This window comes from uncultured Sphaerochaeta sp., assembly GCF_963676625.2.
Classification (GTDB): domain Bacteria; phylum Spirochaetota; class Spirochaetia; order Sphaerochaetales; family Sphaerochaetaceae; genus Sphaerochaeta.
The window spans coordinates 983,751-1,003,706 of sequence record NZ_CAXXYB010000004.1 but is presented as its reverse complement, the minus strand read 5'-3'; the positions used below and the strand labels follow the sequence as shown (position 1 = coordinate 1,003,706).

The window sequence follows — 19,956 nt, the reverse complement described above, 5'->3', positions numbered from 1 at the left end:
GAGGAAAAGGAATGATATTCTTTGTCAATGAACTTCCCTTGGGTATTTGCAATAACACCACGGCAAGGAATATCGTTCTTTCTAAAGGCATCGAGATACAGACGTTTGATCGGGTATGTCGGGTTCTGGAAGATACATTTCCCTATCCAAGGGTTTTTCTTCTGCATAGATTCCTGGGCCAATTGATTCTGGGAGAGGAAAATCCTGCTGTTTTGGTTTCCCGTTCAGGATGGAAATTACAAGGTACGGATGGGGTCAGGGGTCTGGTCTCGGGCATGAGGCTTTCCTATGAAAATGCCTTGTCAGAGTTTTGGGAATCAAGGATCCTGACAGCTGATTTTTGTTACATCTATGCCAAGGCCTTCATTTACATGCTTGGCGAGAGAGAAATTCCCACAGTAATAGCATTTGGTGAAGATGGACGGGATTTGTATGGGGGAGGTGTCCTGAAGCAAGCGATTATCGCCGGTTTGGGAGGGAAAGGAATAACAATCCATGACCTTGGGATTGTTCCCACTCCTTTTCTCGCAAAGTATAGTTTGCAAAACGAAATACCTGCAATTATGCTTACAGCTTCCCATAATCCTTCTTGCTTTAATGGAATCAAGATCTTTATGCAGGGGAGAAAGCTGTATCCTGAAGGCCAGAGGGGGGAATATTGTCTCAGTGGCTATTTCCTTGCTGCCTGCGAACAGGAGCTCTATTGTCCTGAATTTGGGATTCCTTCACCTTTGGAAGTGATTCCGACTGACCCGAAAAATCTTTCTTTTTTACTTGCTTCTGTGGATCCAACTTTCTCTGCCCAATTAAAAAATGCAACGCTTTTATTGGATACGGCAAATGGTGCGTATACGACTTTGGCCAGGAATCTATTTTCAGAACTAAAGATTCCTATCGTAGAGGTGGCTTGCACCCCGGGATTCCAGAAAATAAATAGTGAGTGTGGGGTAGGTGTACTCGAGGATATTGGTTCAGAAGTGTTTTTCAGTGAATCTCTTCCCCTAACTGTGCAAAAGTTGTTCGATGCCGGACGGACCTCACTTTCCCAAAAGGCCTATGCGATTGTTTTGGATGGTGACGGTGACCGGGCTTTTATATTGGAATATAAAAAGGAAAGGGATTGTGTTGTCATTCATGATGGTGATGCCTTGGGATATCTGTTGGCATCTTGGCTGCAAGAAGGGTATTGGGGAAAAAAACGGCCCTTGTTCATTTCGACGATAGAAAGTGATGTTTCCCTTGGCCTGTCTGTGAAAAGAAATTTGAATTGGAGGGTGAAGACAACCTGTGTAGGGGATAGGTGGTTGGTGGAAGATGAAAAACAAGTGGGAGAACCCTTTCTTGGTTGTGAGCGATCTGGGCACTTGATTATTCCCATTTCAGTGAAGGGTGGAAAGTCAGGGGAAAAAGAGTTCTTGCTTTGTACCGGAAATGGTTTGTTGACGGCTCTATTGGCCTTGCCTGTTTTATTGACGGATTACCATATGTTCGATTCTGGCTATCGGAATGGTATTTCGCAGAAAAGTACTCATTTGGATGGGTTTTATCGAGGTTCCCGGCAATGGAAACAATTCCTGGCAGCAATACGGTCTTTCTTTCCTTGGGATTGCCGCGAGCAATATTTCCAGGAAGAACCCGATATGCTTTTTCTTGGATTATACGAGTCGGAAGACCATAAATTTGGACATTGTTATATGAGAAAATCTGGAACGGAGCCGAAGATAAGCATCTATGCCTCAGTGGAGAAGAATTACAGGGCACAAATTGATGCAGGACTGTTCCACTTGAAGCAGGCTCTCGTTGAGGTTTTTGATCAAGAATAAAATGAAATTGTTATCCTTTTGAGGATTTAATGATAATAGAATATTTTAGGAGGACCTGATGAAAAAACGAATTGTACTTGTTATGCTGTTACTGGCAACCATGCTTTTTTCGGCTCAATTGTTTGCCAAGGGCGAGCAAGAAGAAGTTCCGGCTGTTGCAGCAAAAAAAGATGTCACCGAGATAGTATATTGGCAGTATTACTATGAAACCAAGAAAGATACCATGGATACGCTTATCAGTATGTTCGAGAAAGCCAACCCTGATATCAAGGTTATTCAACAGACTTTTCCGTATGAGCAATACAATACCAAGGTAGCTTCTTCGGTTCCTTCCGGGGAAGGCCCGAATATTGTAAATCTCTACTATGGATGGTTGCCTCTATATATCGATTCTGGGTATCTTCAGCCGTTGACCTCATCTTTGTTTTCCAATGCCAGCATTGAGTCGGAATTCTTTCCCCTGGTAAGTGCTGCGAAATTCAAGGGAGAATACTATGCACTTCCCACTGCGGTGCGTTCCCTGGCACTTTTTTGGAACAAGGATCTATTCAAGGCTGCAGGTCTTGACCCCGAGGTTCCCCCCACTACGGTTGCTGAATTGGTTGCCGATGCAAAAAAACTTACGAAGGTCGACAAGCAGGGCAATTATCTACAGACGGGTATGACCATGGAACTCAGGGCACAGTTGCACCATTGGTTGCGAGAAGTTCTTATCAGACAATATGGCGGAACTCCCTATAGTGAGGATGGCAAGACTGTCACCTACAATAATGAGGCCGGTTATTCTGCATTCAAATTTTTTACCGATCTGAATACCGTCCAGCATATCGGGATGCCAAATTTCATGACAGACGATGTAACTGCCTTTAGTGCAGGGATGATGGGAATGACTATTGACGGATCTTTCAGGCTCGGTACCTTTGATAAGCTCGCTACCCTTCACTATGGTGTAACTGAGTTGCCATCCCTGAATGGGGTGAAATCCAACTTTGCTTCCTTCTGGGCCAATGGCATCACAAGTTTTACAAAAGGAAAGGAGCTTGAGGCTTCCTTGAAGTTTATTGATTTCTTGACTTCCGATGAAGTAATGGCCATGTGGTTGAAGAACATCGGCGAGCTTCCTGCAAAGAAATCCATTGCCACAAAGGATGAATTCAAGAACGATCCGAAGTACGGTCCGTTCATTCGTGGCCTGGAATATGCTACGGCAACCAAGTTCGTAAACGAGGATGCCCAACGTAAGGTTTGGATTGATGCCTATGACCAGGTTCTTCTTAATGGTATGTCGGTCCAACAGGCTGTAGACGAAGCTGCAAAGACAGAACAGGCGGTCCTGGATAAGTATTACGCGAACAAGTAAAAGCAAATGCATTTGCCTGGGGTTGCCGTCAGTAAGAGACGGCAACCTAAATAACGGGGTTTCGTTCGGATAAAAAGTATCATGAAAGAGGTAAGGTAATGGAACATCGAAAAATTTCAAGTTTGGAACGTACGAAACGTAGATGGGCATATGCCTTTCTTGTCATTCCCATCTTGTATTACACAATTATACGATTTTATCCGACCTTTTATGCATTTTTTCTTTCTTTTACCGACTGGAATATAGTTTCCAAGGAAAAGAATCTTATAGGATTCAGCAATTATATCAAAATGTGGCAGGATTCCCTGTTTTGGAAAACTCTGCAGAATACGGGTAAATATGTTGTTTTCGGGTTACCCGCGAGCCTCTTTTTAGGCTTTGTCCTTGCCTACAATATCGAGAAGGCAAAAATAGGGTCCGAATTGTTCAAGTCTATCTACTTTGTCCCGTACATTACCTCCATGGTAGCGGTAGCCTGGGTATGGCGTTGGTTGTATCAGCCAGCTCCCATAGGATTCTTCAATAGGATTCTCATAACGATGGGGCTTCCCCAGCAGAAGTTCCTCTTTTCGCAGAGCCAGGCAATCTTTTCCATCATTACGACCACCATTTGGGCTGACATTGGTTTTCAGATGGTCATATTTCTGGCTGGGCTCAAGGGAATTCCCCAGGATTACTATGAGGCCGCCTCCCTTGACGGTGCAGGAAAAATTGCCTTGCTACGGCATATAACCCTGCCTTTACTCAAACCGACCACGGTTTTTCTGGTTGTGACAGGGACTATCAGGTACCTGAGGATCTTTACCCAGGTATTGAATATGACCTATCAGGGAGAAGGAGGGCCTTTAAACTCTACAAAGCCTTTGGTTCTTTATATTTATAACAGCGCTTTCAGGGATTTCGATATGGGCTATGCCTCAGCGATGACGGTAATTCTTTTTCTGTTCATTCTGGCAATTACGCTCTTCCAGTTAAAGGTGATGAAAAGTGAATACTAAAAAAAAATCCCCTATTGAATATGTTCGAGTACTGGTTTTGGCAGTTTTGGGACTTTGTATGTTGTTCCCATTTGTCTGGATGCTTGCCACCTCGTTCAAACAAGGTGTCGATGTCTATAATCTGTCCATCATCCCGGCACATCCTACTTTTGGAAACTATTTGAGATTGCTCAAGAGCAGTGAATTCCCTTGGTGGTTTGCCAATTCGTTCTTTGTTGGGATGGCGGTAACTGTCTCGGTTTTGTTCTTTGACTCCTTGGTTGGATTCACCCTCTGCAAATATGAGTTCAGGGGAAAACAACTCATTTTCCTGTTGATTATGTCAACTATGATGGTTCCTACAGAGATGTTGGTTATTCCTTGGTATGTAATGTCCAATCAACTGAACTGGCTAGATTCCTATTGGGGCATCATGTTTCCTGGTTTGATGTCGGGCTTTGGTACCTTTCTCATGCGGCAGTTCTTCACTGGGGTGCCCAACGACCTGCTCGATGCCGGGAGAATTGATGGCTTGAATGAATTTTATATTTGGAGCCGTATTGCAATTCCTTTGGTCAAGCCGGCTTTGGCTGCCCTTGCTATTTTCTCTTTCATCGGAAACTGGAATGCCTTTATGTGGCCTTTGATCGTTTCCAATAAAATTAGGATGTATACCTTGCCTGTGGGACTATCCTTTTTCAACGGTGAATTCCAATCGCAATGGGAAATGGTTATGACGGGAGCTTCGGTTGCCACGATTCCCGTGTTTATTGTGTTTACAATTTTTCAACGCCAGATTATTCAGGGAATAGCCCTTACTGGCGTAAAAGGTTAAAAAAAGGAGTTGTTTATGATTCAAGATATTCCCGTATTGGATTTTCATTGTCATTTTCCCAATCAAGGGGAATGGTTTCCTGATTATGCAATGGAAAAAAAAGTTGAATTCACTACTGAAGGTAGCCGTGACCATGGTGAAATCTGGAGGAAGGCCTTTGATTTCCCAAAACCTGTACCATCGGGAACTGACGGACAGATGGCGGATCTCTGGTATGAGGATCTCAAACAAAAATCCATCGAGCAAGTGGTTTTTGTATCAGGGGGAGGCAATGAGCGATTGTCAAAGATAGTGGCTATGCATCCCGATACTTTTTTAGGGTTTGCCCATCATCATCCAGATGCCCCGGATGCAGCAGAACAATTGGAACATGCGTTTAGGGATCTTGGCCTCAAGGGTTATAAATTATTGGGACCTTTGGTGGATACCCCTCTGTCAGATCCTCGATATTATCCGTTATGGGAAATTTGTGAACGGTATCAAGCTCCTGTCCTGATCCATTTTGGGCTATTGGGAGCTGCTGGGGGAACTCCCAACGGAGAGAATATTTCTCCCTTGAGCATTGCAAAGGTTTCACGCGATTTTCCCAGGGTGAATTTTGTGGTACCCCATTTCGGATGTACCCATATGGGAGATTTATTGCAGCTGTGCTGGACCCGGCCCAATGTGTTTGTCGATACTTCCGGGTCAAATCAATGGATTCGCTGGATGCCTTATCGACTTACCCTTGAAGATGTAATGCGGAAGTTCATTGAGACAATTGGACCTGGAAGATTGATTTTTGCCACTGATTCCAGCTGGATGCCTCGCGGATTTGCCTCTTTGTATCTAGAGGAACAGCAGAAGAATTTTAGGTTCCTGGGGTTGGATGATCGACAAATGCGACTGGTTTTACATGATAATGCGGCCTTGCTCCTAGGGTTAAGGCACGCATGAGCGAACATGAAATTCCAACACAATTGCTTCTTTCCCTCATGGATGAGGAATTGCAATTGACCGTAGGATGCACCGATCCTACGGCCATGGGTCTGGGCGTGGCTGCTGCTGTAGAAACCTATATCCAGCATGTTCCAGCTTGGGAGAAAGAGCCTTTGGTTTCTCAGCTTTCTTCCCTTGAGGTAACGGTGGATAGGAATCTTTTTAAAAATGCCTCATCTGTTGGACTTCCCCAGATGGGAGAAAGCGGGATTCCGCTGGCGATAGCCCTTGGTGCCTTGATTCACGATACCGCACGTTCTTTGTTACTGTTCGAATATATTTCACCGGATTTGAAACTTGCTGCCCACGAACTGGTAAAAACGGTTCCTATAGCTGTTTTGGTGGATGAAACCAGCAGAGAGGTATCTGTCTTGGTATCTGCCCGTTGGAAGGATGGATGTATAAGCGGAGCCAGTATCAAAGGACACCATAACAGGATTCTTTGGACTTCTTTCAATGACAAAAAAACCATGAGCCAGGTTGTTGCCGAGAAAATTGAGGACAATGCGTTTCCCCAAATGGGTTCTCCTATAGTTCTTGAAGATTTGGAGGCCTTGGCTAGGGCTGTGGAAAAAATACCTGATTCCGAGCTTGGTAAATTAGCTCAAGGTATTGCCGTAAACAGGGAAGCTTCAAACGAAGGCTTATCTGACATGTATGGATTCAGCGAAGGGCCTTCCCCTGTACGTCTGGTATATGAGGCCCGGAGACGGGTGGAAAATGCAACGCGAGCAAGAATGGGAGGGAAAAATATTCCTATTATGGCTACAGGAGGTTCCGGAAATCATGGTATCACCGTCTTTCTTACTCTCTATGAAGGATGGCAATTATCAGCAATCAATCCTGATCATTCCCTATTGCAGGGTGCTTTGCTCGCCGTGGTGGTTCTTTATCTTATCAAACAAAAAACCGGAATCCTTACACCGATGTGTGGTTGTGCCGTTTCTTCAGCCTTGGCTGTTTCTTGTTCTCTCGTTTGGGGCCTTGGAGGTACTGCCGAACAGATGCTTCAAGCCATGAATATTGTACTCAATAGTTTGGGTGGGGTGGTTTGTGATGGGGCAAAGGTCAGTTGTAGCCTAAAAACCTCCCTAGGAGCCCAGGTTGCATTGGAGTCAGCTTTATCGGCTATGAAGGGTATGGTTGTTCCTCCTTCGGAAGGTCTTGCTTCTGACTCTTTTTCAGGGTTGCTGGAAACTTTAAGACGTATTCATGTAGAAGGGATGGCTTCCTTTGACCAGACAATGGTCTCAATTATACGTGCCAGGAATGCAAACAAAAAAATTGAAGGAAAAAGCGAGTAGAAAATGCCAAAATATATGAGTAACGTAAAAATACAGGCTTCTGCAATTTTTGCCTGTATTCTTTGGGCTTCTGCCTTTATGGGAGGAAAATATGCACTTGCCTTTATTCCTCCGCTTCATTTGGCAGGTCTTCGCCTTATGATTGCTTCCTGTTTGCTTTTATTGTTTCTTCGTATTAATCCCTTCAAGGGGTTGTCCGGCTACTATGGTTGGGTCGCCTTGCTGAGTTTATTCCAAACAGTCATTGTTTTCTGTACGTTTAATCTGGGCTTGAATTTGGTTCCTGGTTCGTTTGGAGCCATTATCATAGGAGCTTCCCCTGCGGTATCCGCCTTGGTAGCTGTGCTTATACTGAAGGATGAGCACATGACTCTTCGAAAAGGCTTTGGATTGTTTCTTGGTCTTTTGGGAGTTGTCGTCTTGACCTTGAGTCGGGAACCCTGGACAGAAGCAGGGCTCCATGAATTCATGGGTGTGGGTTTGTTGATGATCTGCAATTTCTCTTCGGCCTTTGGGTATGTTATTATCAAGAAACGTCTGCAGGGACTTCCCCCTCTTTCGGTTAATTTTGTACAGACCTTTTTTGGGGGACTTGTGGTTTTTGTTCTGGCTTTTGTCTTTGAACCCATGGGGAAAGTTGTATATACGGTACCCTTGGTCTTGAGTGTTTTGTTTTTAGCGTCGATTACGGCTATTGCGGTTTCCTTATGGATGGTTATACTTATGCAACCCCAGGTGAGGATCTCGACTATTTCCATGTGGAAGTTCTTGATTCCTTCTCTTGGTGCAGTGCTCAGCTGGATATTCATTCCGGATGATAAGCCATCCTTATTAATGGTTTTTGTAATCCTGGCCATTGTGTTCGCAGTGGTTTTTACTGTATCGAATCCAGAGAAGCAATAGTTCTGTATTTATAGACTACGAAAATATGATATTCTATCAGGGATTGGAGTGAATGTTTGTATGAAAAGAGTTTCCACAAATCTGGATGTCAGAGTTGCAAATGCCGAAAAGGTTTATTCTGTTCTTCGTCGTTTTGGTGACCTGACAAAATCCGAATTGGTAGGGCATGTTCAATTGAGTTTTGCTTCTGTTTCAAATATGTGTTCTGATTTGGAAAAAGTGGGGTTGATCTCAGTTACGGAAAATGTTCGTTCCACAGGGGGAAGAAAAGCGGCAAGAGTAAGTTTTTGTCCTGATTTTGCCTATACCTTGGTCATTGATATGCACCATACCCAGCATGTTTTTATGGGTTTTGTAAACCTGCGCAATGAGATCCGGGACTGTACGAGATTTGAAGTCTCTGATGATGATTCGTTGGAAACAATTCTTTCGAATATAAAGACTTCATTTGACCTTTTGCAAAAAGGAAACGCAGGAAACATCTTGGGTGTCTGTGTAGGGGTTTCCGCTGCCTATGACCCGGTAACCGGTAGGTTGCTGCAAAGTTCCAATCCTGTATTTGAAGGGGTTCAACTCAAACGACATATTTCAGAGTTGTTTCCTGAAAAAATGGTAATTATCGATAACGATGCCAACCTTGCCGGACTTTCACAAATGATGGAAGGAACTGTTGTGGGAAAGAATCTCCTTTCAATATTCTTTACCCAGGGCATTGGATTGGGAATCGTAATCGATGGGAAGTTATATCGTGGTACCAATGGTTTCGCCGGGGAGCTTGGGCATATCAAGGTTTCGGGGCTTATGAAACCCTGTAAGTGCGGTGGTACCGGGTGTTTGCGTACTGTTGCCACCTTGGAATCCATTGCCCAGGATTTGGGAGAGATGAAACAATTGCATGATCTGGTAACTTCAGCAGAATATGCCTCTTATCTTGCCTTGCGCTATGCAGCAGGGGAAGAGCGGGTCATTCAACGTATAAATCTTTCAGCCCAAAAAATTGGAGAGGTCATGGCAGAATTGTTTGATCTTTTCAATCCCCAGGAGATTATGCTTGGGGGAAATATGAGTCCGTTGTTTCCGTATATGAAACTGCTTGTTACGAAACGATGCAAGGAATTATCCAATTTAGCACGAGCCGTTGACCTGCAGATTCGTTATGTTGAGGGTACTACTTCTGAACTTGTCTTGATCGGGGGTGGCGAACGGATGTTTCAGCATTGGATGGAAACCTCTTTCCTCAATTTAGCAATGATAATGGAAAAATGACAGGAAGTCCGTCTTGCATGGCTTGGTCAAGTTTTCTTGCGACTTGGGTAAATATCCTTTATACTGCCAAATTATGTTAAACCACAATGAGCGAAGGTTCTGGAGAGGAATGTTCATTTCCTACATTTCCATCATTTTTCTCTGTTTTTCCCTATATGTGGTTGTTGTTGCTTATGATTCATTTCAGCTTGGACGAGAGCGATATGAATTGGAAGATTCCAAAAAACTGGAAGCGGTCAGGACTGTATTTGATACGCGACTTGAAAGTGCGAATAAAATCATTTCGTCCATCAACTATTCTGAATCAGTACGTACCTTGCATAAAGTACTTGTGGAAAATGCTGAACTTACCAGTTCCGACTATTCCGCCATCCAGATTGATTTGCGGAGAAGTGTCGCAACGTTGGGAAATTTTGACGTAGATGAATTGCTTCTCTTTTTAAATGGCCAGAACCGAGTTTTCTCATCTTTAGGTGCATTGATCCTTGCAACCCCGTTTAATGCTGTGGAATATCCAAAACCCTATTTATATGTGAGTTCCGTTGCCCAGGCCTTTGCTTTTGACTCCGATAGGGTGACAATGCAAAAGCAAGCGTTGTTGTATTGTGATGATTTCAAATACTACGGAGGCACCAACCGGGGAGTTATCGTAGTTAATCTTAACCTTGATCGCCTAAAGAAGGATGTGGAGAAAATCCTTGGGAAGCAAACACCCTATAAGGTTATTTACCAGGGCAATAGTCTTTTTCCCTTGGCCGACGACAGCAAAGGAACCCTCTATGAGGAGATTGCTTGCACAAACCTGCCAAATTTGAAAATTCAGGTCTTTTTTCCTGCCTATGATTTCTTTATTTCGGATTACACTTCGGTTTTCTTGCCGATCGGGGTAGGCCTTGCCTTTTCGCTGATCTTTCTGCTCCTGGCCTTTTTTTACTCCCAGAAATATTACAAACCGATCAAGGAGATAACGCAACTGATGCCTGAGCAAACCGAGGAAACTTCCCAGGCGGATGGCATTGACAAGATGATCGAGAACTTGAAAGGCATCATCGGTGTCTATGCTGGGTATCAGGAAACCTTGACGACAATCTCCCCTTATATTGAGCAGGGAATGCTTCATGGAATGATGGTCAATGACTACCCGCTCAGTGTCAGTATCTCCCGAAAATTCTTGAATCTGGAAAAACCTTATTATTATATCTGTGCCGTTAATTTTTCATCGTCAGATGAGAAGGATTATGACATCTCAGAAGAAGCTGCCATTAAGCTTGATGCAGTCTTCTCAAATGAAGAATTGAAAATCTATTACTATCGTACGGATCGCCAGAACTATTTTCTCATCATAAATATTGAAAAAGATGAAGGAGTGGATGACTTGATTGCCCGGATTCAAAAATTTCTTACTGAATTCGTCTCATCCCGATGCAGTGTTACCATCGGGGTTGATGATTGCCGTGAAGATATTTCCGAATTCAAGGAGGCTTGTTCCTGTGCTCTTTCGGCACTTGCCAATATGGTTTCCCAAGGAAAAGGGGATGTATATTTCTACGAAAAGGAGATGAGCTTACATTCGGCAACGTATTATTTCGTACCCAATGCAGATGTATATCTTACCAAATTCGTACGGGATGAGGATATCGAGGGTTCTGTGAGGTACCTTGAAGATATTTTAAGACAGAATGAGATGAGGTATGAACTTTCTGCTTCTTCCGTGGCTGCTCTTGCCGATGAGTTGCATTATACTTGTATGAAAGTAGTAAGGAATCTCCATCTGCTGAATACAAATATCCAGATTGAGAAGGTTCAGAAAGAAATGACCCTTGCTGAAATCTTCACGTATTATGAGGCAGTACTCAAAACCCTTATTGAGGAAGAGAAAAAGCAAAAGGTCGCTTTGTCCTCCGATAACCTTTCGATGAAAATCCTGGATTTCGTGGATGAGAATTTTACGTTGCAACAACTCTCGCTCTCTTATTTGATGGATACCTTCGATGTAAGCAGCAAGTATATTTCTCTTTTATACAAGAAGCAGGCCACCACCTATTTGCAGTATGTAACCAATAAGCGCATTTTATATGCCCAGGAATTGATTCTTGCGGGAAACGTGAATTTTGAGACGATTTCCCAAAAAGTAGGGTATGGAAGCGTGTTGACCTTTCGGCGGAATTTTAAATTGATTACGGGAGTCACACCGAGTGAATTCAGGGAAAAACATAATCTGAGGCAGTGAATATCCCTATTTTCCTTTTTTAAAGCACGGGAAAATTTTGAACGTTTCGCTTTTGGTGAAATGGATCAAACAATTGAGTGTAGAAAGGGGAAACCTGAGGATGCGAAAAGAACTGCACTCTGCTGTGCACTATAACGATGATTATAAAATTCTGTCAAAAAGAAATTGGAACAGAGGGAAATATCTCGTCATCATGATGATTCCCGTGATGGCTTATTATATTTTGTTTTGCTATCTTCCGATGGTTGGCCTGTATATGGGTTTTACCCAGTTTCGGCCAGGTGCCGGATTCTCGGGGATTTTCAGCAGCAAGTTCGTTGGCCTGAAATGGTTCAGACAGTTCTTCCAATCTCCCTATGCCTTCAGGTTGATACGAAATACCTTTCTGCTTTCCTTTTATTCTTTGATCTTCGGATTTCCGATTCCTATTTTCTTTGCCATCTGCATTACCCAAATACAAAATAAAACGGTACAGAAGTCTGCCCAAGTGCTGACCTATTTGCCTTATTTCATCTCTACCGTCGTCGTTGTCGGTATGATCAATAACTTTCTTTCTCCTTCCAGTGGAATTATAAACCAACTTATTGTCGCTTGTGGTGGCAAGCCCGTAAACTTCCTTGGGCAACCACAATATTTCAGGGCAATCTATGTGCTTTCAGGTTCGTGGCAATCTTTTGGATTCAATTCAATAATCTTTGTGGCAGCAATCATGGCAATCCCTCCTGAACTGTATGAAGCCATGGACGTGGATGGAGCAAGCAAATTGAAGAAAGTATGGTATCTGGTACTGCCTTCGATCAGTTCGACCATCATTTTGTTGTTGATCATGTCCTTGGGCAATCTACTCAATGTCGGCTTTGAGAAGGTCTACCTGTTATATTCGCCCGGTATCTATGAAACCGCGGATGTCATACAGACGTATGTATATCGCCAGGGTATAGAAAACCATAATTACGGATATGCAACAGCCGTTGGACTTTTCAATTCGGTCATTACTTTCGCAATAGTCTTTTTGAGCAATAGATTTTCTCGGAAATTGACCGAGACTTCGGTCTGGTAATGAGGTGAAGGTATGAAGAAAGAAGGGGCTATACAGGAATTCAGGCATGAAGCTTTGGGCGACAAGATGTTCGATATGGTCGTCTGGTTGCTTGTGTTGCTTGCTGTCGTAATCTGTGCCTATCCCTTCCTGTATGTGATAAGCATTTCGATTTCCAGCGGAGCGGCCGTTAACCAAGGAAAGGTCTGGCTTTTCCCTGTTGATTGTAATTTTGATGTTTTCAAGATGGTTATGGGGTATTCCGATCTCTGGTTAAGTTATTCCAATACGTTCTACTACACGGTCGTAGGGACCGTGCTGAATATTCTTATGACGTGTTTGGCAGCTTATCCGTTATCACGGAAGAGATTTTTCCTCAGGAAGAAGTTGAATTTCTTTTTGGCCTTCACCATGTATTTTTCTGGTGGCTTGATTCCGACTTATATCGTGGTAACCAGTCTTGGGTTGTACAATTCGCGTTGGGCGATGATTCTGCCTGTACTGATTTCCGTGTTCAACGTGATGATTTGCCGGTCGGCTTTCGAGGCGATACCAGAGGAGCTCTTTGAGGAGGCTTCCTTGGAGGGAGCCAATGATTTTATCTGTCTTGGCAGAATTGCCATGCCCCTGAGCAAGCCTACCCTGGCAGTGTTGACCTTGTATTATGCCGTTGCCAGATACAATGATTTTTTCAATGCCTTGCTTTATCTGGGAAAAAAGGAATTGCAGCCGTTGCAATTGTTTCTCAGAAAAATCTTGTTGCTTTCTTCAAACGAAATCATGCAAAACGCCGGAGGTACTACCGCGATTGCCGCCGCGGCGCAATCGACGCTGCAGGTTCGCTATGTCTGCATCGTGCTTGCGGTCATTCCCGTAATGTTGATTTGTCCCTTCATACAAAAATATTTAGTGAAAGGAACGATGCTTGGGGCTGTAAAAGGTTGAGGATTTGCCTATCTTGGAAAAGGAGAGAATATATGAAAAGGACTTGGAATCTTGTTCTCGTGTCATTGGTTCTGTTATTGCTTTTATCCGGTTGCGGAAAAAGTGGGAAAGAAGTCACCACGGAAAGTACTGCCAGCAAGTACGTCTATACTGGTGAGGCCCCTATCACGGACATTCAGGGACAGAGTTTGAGTACTCTTGCCCAGAATTCATATTATACCACCGTGGATATAAAAAAAGCCGCTATCGTGGAGAAGGTGCAGAAAGATGCAGGGATTAGCATTGACTGGACGTTGGTCGATCCTACGAACTATCCGGATGCCGTAAGCCCCATGCTTGCCTCTGGCGTGGACCTTCCCGATGTAGTTTTGCTTCCTGACCTGGACCAGAACCAGACCTATTTATCTTCAGGTATGTTTGTACCTTTGGATACCCATTTTTCCGAAATGCCTAATTACAAGGCCTGGCTTGATGCCAATCCGGTTATCAAGGCGAGTCTGACAGCTTCCGATGGTCATATCTATTATGTGCCGACCACCAACGTAACCCATAATTATCAACCGGTATTGATGTATAATATGAAGTGGCTCAAGGATGCTGGGCTTGCAGTTCCCAAGACACTGGATGAGTTTGTTGCGGTGTTGCGCTATTATGCCTCCCATGATATGAATGGCAATGGCCTTGCCGATGAGATTCCCATGTCAGTCAGGGCTAATTTCCTGCCTTATATGTTTGGTCCTGCCTTTGGATTGAATTTCACTTCCGATATTGGTTCTGGATTCTTTGAAAATGATAAGGGGGAAGTGGTTTATGCGCAGTCAACTCCACAATACAAAGAGTACCTTGCTTTCCTCAATGGCTTGTACAAGGAAGGGTTGCTGGAAGTCGAGTATACAACCTTGACCAGAGACCAGATTGTTGCTCGTTTTGCTCAGGATAAGACAGGGATTACCTTCGATTATGGTTGGCAGCAGTCCATGACCTATAGTCCCCAGCTTCCTTATTATGATGGTACCTTGGAAAATGGAGTGGTTGCCCAGCAACCGCTTTCGGGACCGTCAAAAGGATTTTTTGTAGGAAGGAATGCTGTCGGTTCGGTATTTGGCATAACCTCTTCATCCTCAAAAATAGATCTTGCCGCGAAATGGCTTGATTGGGCGACCTGCGAAAAGAACCAGGAGATGTATGTCTGGGGTATTGAAGGTGAAAGTTATACCGTAGAACCCGATGGCTCCAAGAAATATACCACGAAAGCTTCTGATAATACCTGGTTGCAGCAACTTGGTATCAATCCTGCCCAGGTACTTCCTGCACACCAGTCGGTGGAAGCTACCAATGCTTTGGTTGCTCCTTGGCATGCAAAGCAAGATGCCTATATTGCGCAGTTCGTGAAGGACCCCTGGCCGTTTATCTATGCCACCGAGAAAGAAGCTGAGATCAGTGCACAGTATATGGTCGATATCCAGACCTATGTCGATGAAATGGCTGTTTCTTTTGTAACGGGAGTTACTCCCTTGACGCAGTATCAGTCGTACCTTGATGCTCTCGATCGTATGAATCTACCTGAAGTCTTGAAGGTCAGGACTGCACAGTATCAGCGTTTCAAGAGTGCCTTGAAGTAAGGATTGCTGTTTGATAGGATAGCGTAGATTCCCTTTACGCTATCCGTTTTTCTTTGGAAAGGAATGCAATATGTTCTATGGAAGTCTGAAGAGTTTTGAAAGTAAATTTGATGCGCTTGCCAGAAAAGAGGCCTTTCAGGGAAAGACAGCAAAAGAGTTGCTTGCCTGGCAAAAAAGTGCCCAGACAAAACTTTGCTCCTTGCTTGGCTTGGAGCTGATGGAAAGAATTTCGCCAATACCTGTAGTACTTGACCACACTAGGCTTGAAAATGGAATTACGAGGGAAAAGGTATTGATTCGTACGGAAGACGAAGTTTTCATGCCTTTCTATATTCTCATTCCTGATTCAGCGGGACCTGATACCAGAATTTTCATTTGTCCTGCAGGGCATCAGGGAGCAGGCAAGGAATCGGTGGCTGGCAATGGTGAGCAACCTTTGGTCAAGCAGATGATTTCTTTCTATAATTATGACTATGCCCTGAAACTTGCCAAAGCAGGTTTTGTGGCAGTAGCCCCTGATCCCCGGGGGTTCTCTGAGCGCAGGGATGAAGCAAAACAAGCAGAAGAGGATATCCTTTCCTCTACGTGTTTTCATCTTGCCCATATGGCAGAACCCCTTGGGTATACTGTTCCTGGTTTATTGGTATGGGATTTGATGCGGCTTGTCGATTATCTGGTGGAGCGTGGCAATTGGTCGGTGGAAGATATTGCTGTTCTGGGATTTTCCGGGGGCGGCATGCAAAGTCTTTATCTTGCTGCCTTGGAACCACGTATCCAGATGGCTTTTATCAGTGGTTATTTTTATGGTTTCAAGGATTCCCTGCTTGTGCTCAACGGAAATTGCAGTTGCAACTATGTGCCTTCTTTATGGCGAAGTTTCGATATGGGGGATATTGCATCCTTGTTCGCTCCTCGACCTCTGGTCATCCAATCGTGTAGCGAGGATCATCTCAATGGATCGAGAGGCATGAAAAATGTGCAGGAACAATATGCAATCGTACAAAAAAACTACGAACTATTGGGTGCCTCCAAAAAACTCTATCACGATATCGTATCAGGGGAACATCATTTTTCCGATACCCATATGCTTTTGGCACTCGAAACTGTATTGGGAGAAGTACATGCTTGAACTTTCCGTAGGACATAATGGCCGGTATGATTTTTATTCGATTCAAGAAGCTTTGAATCAAGTTCCGTACGGGACAAAAGCCTTGATACGGGTAAAAAAAGGACTGTACCGGGAAAAATTGTTTTGTGACAAGAAAGATATCACTCTTTTGGGTGAAGGCCCTGAAGAGACTGTCATTACCTTTTCCGAGGGTGCCTATGAAATGCTTCCCGAAGGACGCAAACGAGGGACCTTTCGCTCCTATACTGCGTTTTTTTCCGGGAAACGGGTGCATCTTGCCCATCTGGGGATAAAAAATGAGGCAGGGGATGGACGGACAGTAGGGCAATCGGTGGCGCTTTATCTGGATGTACGACAAAGTATTTTGGAAGATATCCACTTGTATTCCCATCAAGACACTCTTTTCCTGGCACCACTTCCCGAAAAAGAACGGGAAGTGGATGGCTTCTTGGGGCCCCGATGTTTTTCAAGACGTGTCTCTGCTGAGGTGTTGGTCAAGAATTCTGTCATCCAAGGTGACATCGATTTTATTTTTGGTGGTGCCGATGCCCTTTTTGACTCTTGCACCTTGGTTTCCCTGAACCGAGGGGAGAAAATCAACGGCTATGTTGCCGCTCCCTGTGGCAAGAAAGAGGAGAGGGGCCTGGTCTTTTATCGATGCAATTTTTGCTCAGAGGGCTGTAGTGCCGAATCGGTCTATCTTATGAGACCTTGGCGTCCAGAAGGGAAGGCAACGTTCCTTTGCTGTACCTATGGAGAGCATATCAATAGATTGGGAGTTTCGCCTTGGTCAGGGAAGGAAGACGAACATTCCTATACCTTTGCTGAATTCGACTCCCATTCTTCTTTTCCTCTGGAAAGAAAAACACCTGCAAGCCTGCTTGAGGAGAAAGCTGCTTTCTCTCTGCTTGCCTCTTTCTCTAAATAGAATAGCTTTCAGACCCAGCATTGTTAGCGAATAACTTCATTCAAGGGAGTTTTTATAACAAAAGATCCTTTGCAGGACCTTTTGTCTATTGGTAGGAAAACGTACTTTTACGGTCTGAACGAGATGGTAGCTCCCAGGCTGAGGGCCCTTCCCGAATCGTCAAAGAGATCGAGGGCGCGGATATCAGCCGAGATATAGACTGACTTGAGGAATTCTATGGGAACCAATCGCAGTCCCACGTTTATCATACCCCTGTTTTCGGCATTGCCTGCACTTGGCGACACACTGTAGGATACGTTGCCGAAGTCGATAAGGGCTTTCAATTTGTCATTGAAGGTATCCTTGAAGAAGGGGATCTCGAATCCCATGCCGAAATTGATGTCCGTATTGAGGTTGTCGTCAAAGGTGTATCCAAGCAAGATGGTAGTTTTGGACGGCCAGTCAATGAAGGAACTGTTGAATGTACTGGCAAAATAGACCTGGGCGGCAAACTGGGTATTTTCTCCTACGTTTATGGCTTGGGCGACTGCTCCGATTGCCATTGAGGTGTTCCCGTTTTTTGACAGTCTCCATTTGACGTTCAAAAGCAAATCGGTGGTATTTTCCGTGATGTCCGCTGCAAGGCCCAGTTCATAGGTATTTGAAAAACCTACTTGCAAATAGGGGATATTGGCAAAGGTTCCTGAGGTGATGATTGCAGAATACCCTGTCGATACCGATGTGTCCTTTGAACTATATACTGGTTCTGCACTCGGTATTACCAGATATCCATTTACTCCTCCCAAGGTTGCGTTTCCTGCTTCGCTTGCAAACAGGGAGACAGGAAGGAAAGACAGGGCAAGGAGGACAACAAGCAAGATGGCTCTATTATTTTTCATATATTCCTCTTCAAGTATGTGTGTTCGTATATGGTAAGGTTCTCGAAATTTGCACTGAGAGTCAAGGCGTGCGAAGCTTTATTGTAAGAGCATAGAGTCTTCTGGCTATGGAAGTGCTTTCCCCTATTGTTCATATTTTTAGACAAAAATACCGAATAGTCAAAAAATATAAACAGTATGCAACAAAGGGGCTTACAAGGATGATGAATTGGATACGAGTATGTTCAAGAGCAGTGCGCTGTTCAGAATTGTTCTGTATTTGGAGTTTATCCATACGTACAAAAAGCCTTGGTCCTTGAACTCCAGTATACAGGAACCCAAGGTACCAAGGCAAAATCCATGTTCCCTAAAGAAATTTTTGTACATCTGCGATAGTAAAGCTTCTTTAGGGAACCAAAAGCTCCAGGATCTGTTTGATCAATTCTTCAATTCGTTGAGGATGTAATCGATTAGCTTGATTGAATCATTTGTTACTTTATCGATAGAATTGGAATCATAGGCCACCTTCTCCACGGCATCATTCAACACCTTGACGATTTCTGCATTTGAAGAAAGGTAGTTACGGTATAACCCTTGGTTCTTTTGGGCATATACTGTTGCCTTGATGATATTTTCATTGATCAAACCAGCACTCTCACAAGCCTCTTGTACTGTATCTACAGGAGGTACTGCCCTGACATCCTTGAGCGTTTTACCAGCCTCCAGGTCGTTCAGGAAATAGTTGATGAACTTTGCCGCTTCCATGGGGGCTTTGCTCTTGTTCGAAATAGCCAATAATTGGGATGGAACAATGATAAGTCCTGTATTCTTTGCATTCTTCATGACAGGCAGGATGAAGGTTCCCATATCGTCTTTCATATCGCCTGCAACTGCGTCATACAAGCTGGTCCACGAAAATTCCATTACAATATTTCCGTTGAGCCATTTTGGATTGGTCCAAATCGAATTTAGGAATACATTTCCTTCTTGGGCAGGAATGACAACCTTTTCGGTGTACAGCTTGGAAATGAAGGACAAGGCATTCTTGAATTCATCGGCAGAGAAACCTCTTGTGTAATCATCTTTGATAAGCTGATTGCCGGTAAGTTGTACGAGATAGGGCAATAGGACAAATTCCGTCATGTCAACTGAATCGGCATTCAGCAAATATTTTTCAGGATCTTGTTCCTGAATCTTCTTGCCTATGTTCACGAAATCGTCCCAGGTCCAGGTAGTATCCAAGGAAGTGGAGATGCCAAATTTATTGGCAAGAGTCTTGTTGATGATGGAAGTCCTGGCATTCAATCCGGTTGGCAAGGCAATGAGTTTCCCGTTATACATACAATAATCGTCGAGAAATTGCTTGCTGAAACCTTTGGTGTCGAGTATTGATGAATACTGGCCCAAGTCTGCAAAGAAATCGCCTGCCGAAGTAAAATCACCCATCCAAGGTGGATTCAGTTGCACGATATCGGCGACTGTTCCCCCTGCCAATTCCGTGGCAATTTTCTCCCGTTCACTTTTTCCTCTATATTCCGCAGCGATTTGGACATTAGGATTCTTTGCCATGTACTGATCGATTACCGCTATGGTAGCCTTATGGCGTGAATCATTGCCCCACCAAGAAAAGCGTAAAGAAACCGGACCTGAATCCGTAGTAGCATCTTTTTCAGATGCCCCCGAAGCAAATAATCCTGAACTGGCCACCGCCAACATGGCAATCATGAGGCCAACGACGATACGACTTCCTTTTTTCATTG

At 44.0% G+C, this 19,956-nt stretch carries 16 protein-coding genes; 14 read left to right on the top strand and 2 right to left on the bottom strand.

Going from position 1 to position 19,956, the window contains the following annotated elements:
- The first annotated feature begins 11 nt into the window (after positions 1-11).
- The 14 genes from ACHZBG_RS07705 to ACHZBG_RS07640 all read left to right on the top strand — a co-directional run bounded on the left by ACHZBG_RS07705 (position 12) and on the right by ACHZBG_RS07640 (position 17,339).
- Positions 12-1,823 carry a hypothetical protein gene (locus ACHZBG_RS07705; RefSeq protein WP_320128867.1) on the top strand — a complete coding sequence of 604 codons (1,812 nt, stop codon included), beginning with the start codon at positions 12-14 and terminating at the stop codon, positions 1,821-1,823.
- Between the two features lie 58 nt (positions 1,824-1,881).
- Positions 1,882-3,183, top strand: coding sequence for an extracellular solute-binding protein (locus tag ACHZBG_RS07700; protein WP_320128866.1), 1,302 nt, complete (start codon positions 1,882-1,884; stop codon positions 3,181-3,183).
- A 98-nt stretch (positions 3,184-3,281) separates the two neighbouring features.
- On the top strand, positions 3,282-4,181 hold the full coding sequence (locus ACHZBG_RS07695) for a sugar ABC transporter permease (protein ID WP_320128865.1): 900 nt from the start codon (positions 3,282-3,284) through the stop codon (positions 4,179-4,181).
- Positions 4,171-4,995, top strand: coding sequence for a carbohydrate ABC transporter permease (locus ACHZBG_RS07690; RefSeq protein ID WP_320128864.1), 825 nt, complete (start codon positions 4,171-4,173; stop codon positions 4,993-4,995). The genes ACHZBG_RS07695 and ACHZBG_RS07690 overlap by 11 nt, the downstream gene beginning before the upstream one ends.
- A 15-nt stretch (positions 4,996-5,010) precedes the next feature.
- A complete protein-coding gene (locus ACHZBG_RS07685; protein WP_320128863.1) occupies positions 5,011-5,931 on the top strand; it encodes an amidohydrolase family protein in 921 nt (306 codons plus the stop codon).
- Positions 5,928-7,277 (top strand): L-serine ammonia-lyase, iron-sulfur-dependent, subunit alpha, encoded by a 1,350-nt coding sequence (locus ACHZBG_RS07680; RefSeq protein WP_320128862.1) that lies wholly within the window; start codon positions 5,928-5,930, stop codon positions 7,275-7,277. The genes ACHZBG_RS07685 and ACHZBG_RS07680 overlap by 4 nt, the downstream gene beginning before the upstream one ends.
- Positions 7,278-7,292: 15 nt before the next feature.
- Positions 7,293-8,180, top strand: coding sequence for a DMT family transporter (locus tag ACHZBG_RS07675; RefSeq protein WP_320128861.1), 888 nt, complete (start codon positions 7,293-7,295; stop codon positions 8,178-8,180).
- Positions 8,181-8,240: 60 nt separating this feature from the next.
- Positions 8,241-9,446: an ROK family protein gene (locus ACHZBG_RS07670; protein WP_320128860.1), complete on the top strand. Its 1,206-nt coding sequence runs from the start codon at positions 8,241-8,243 to the stop codon at positions 9,444-9,446.
- A 109-nt stretch (positions 9,447-9,555) separates the two neighbouring features.
- Positions 9,556-11,676, top strand: a complete 2,121-nt coding sequence (locus ACHZBG_RS07665) for a helix-turn-helix domain-containing protein (protein WP_394699350.1) — start codon at positions 9,556-9,558, stop codon at positions 11,674-11,676.
- Between the two features lie 100 nt (positions 11,677-11,776).
- Positions 11,777-12,736: an ABC transporter permease subunit gene (locus ACHZBG_RS07660; RefSeq protein ID WP_320128858.1), complete on the top strand. Its 960-nt coding sequence runs from the start codon at positions 11,777-11,779 to the stop codon at positions 12,734-12,736.
- Between the two features lie 12 nt (positions 12,737-12,748).
- A complete protein-coding gene (locus ACHZBG_RS07655) occupies positions 12,749-13,660 on the top strand; it encodes a carbohydrate ABC transporter permease (protein ID WP_320128857.1) in 912 nt (303 codons plus the stop codon).
- A 32-nt stretch (positions 13,661-13,692) separates the two neighbouring features.
- Positions 13,693-15,282 carry an extracellular solute-binding protein gene (locus tag ACHZBG_RS07650; RefSeq protein WP_320128856.1) on the top strand — a complete coding sequence of 530 codons (1,590 nt, stop codon included), beginning with the start codon at positions 13,693-13,695 and terminating at the stop codon, positions 15,280-15,282.
- Between the two features lie 70 nt (positions 15,283-15,352).
- Positions 15,353-16,411: an alpha/beta hydrolase family protein gene (locus ACHZBG_RS07645; protein ID WP_320128855.1), complete on the top strand. Its 1,059-nt coding sequence runs from the start codon at positions 15,353-15,355 to the stop codon at positions 16,409-16,411.
- Positions 16,404-17,339: a pectinesterase family protein gene (locus ACHZBG_RS07640; protein ID WP_320128854.1), complete on the top strand. Its 936-nt coding sequence runs from the start codon at positions 16,404-16,406 to the stop codon at positions 17,337-17,339. The genes ACHZBG_RS07645 and ACHZBG_RS07640 overlap by 8 nt, the downstream gene beginning before the upstream one ends.
- A gap of 107 nt (positions 17,340-17,446) precedes the next feature.
- Here the strand turns inward: ACHZBG_RS07640 and ACHZBG_RS07635 are convergent, their stop codons facing one another.
- Together ACHZBG_RS07635 and ACHZBG_RS07630 are read right to left on the bottom strand one after the other, a co-directional pair.
- On the bottom strand, positions 17,447-18,217 hold the full coding sequence (locus ACHZBG_RS07635; protein ID WP_320128853.1) for a hypothetical protein: 771 nt from the start codon (positions 18,215-18,217) through the stop codon (positions 17,447-17,449).
- A gap of 417 nt (positions 18,218-18,634) precedes the next feature.
- Complete coding sequence (locus ACHZBG_RS07630) at positions 18,635-19,954, bottom strand: ABC transporter substrate-binding protein (protein ID WP_320128852.1); 1,320 nt, start codon at positions 19,952-19,954, stop codon at positions 18,635-18,637.
- Positions 19,955-19,956 lie beyond the last annotated feature (2 nt).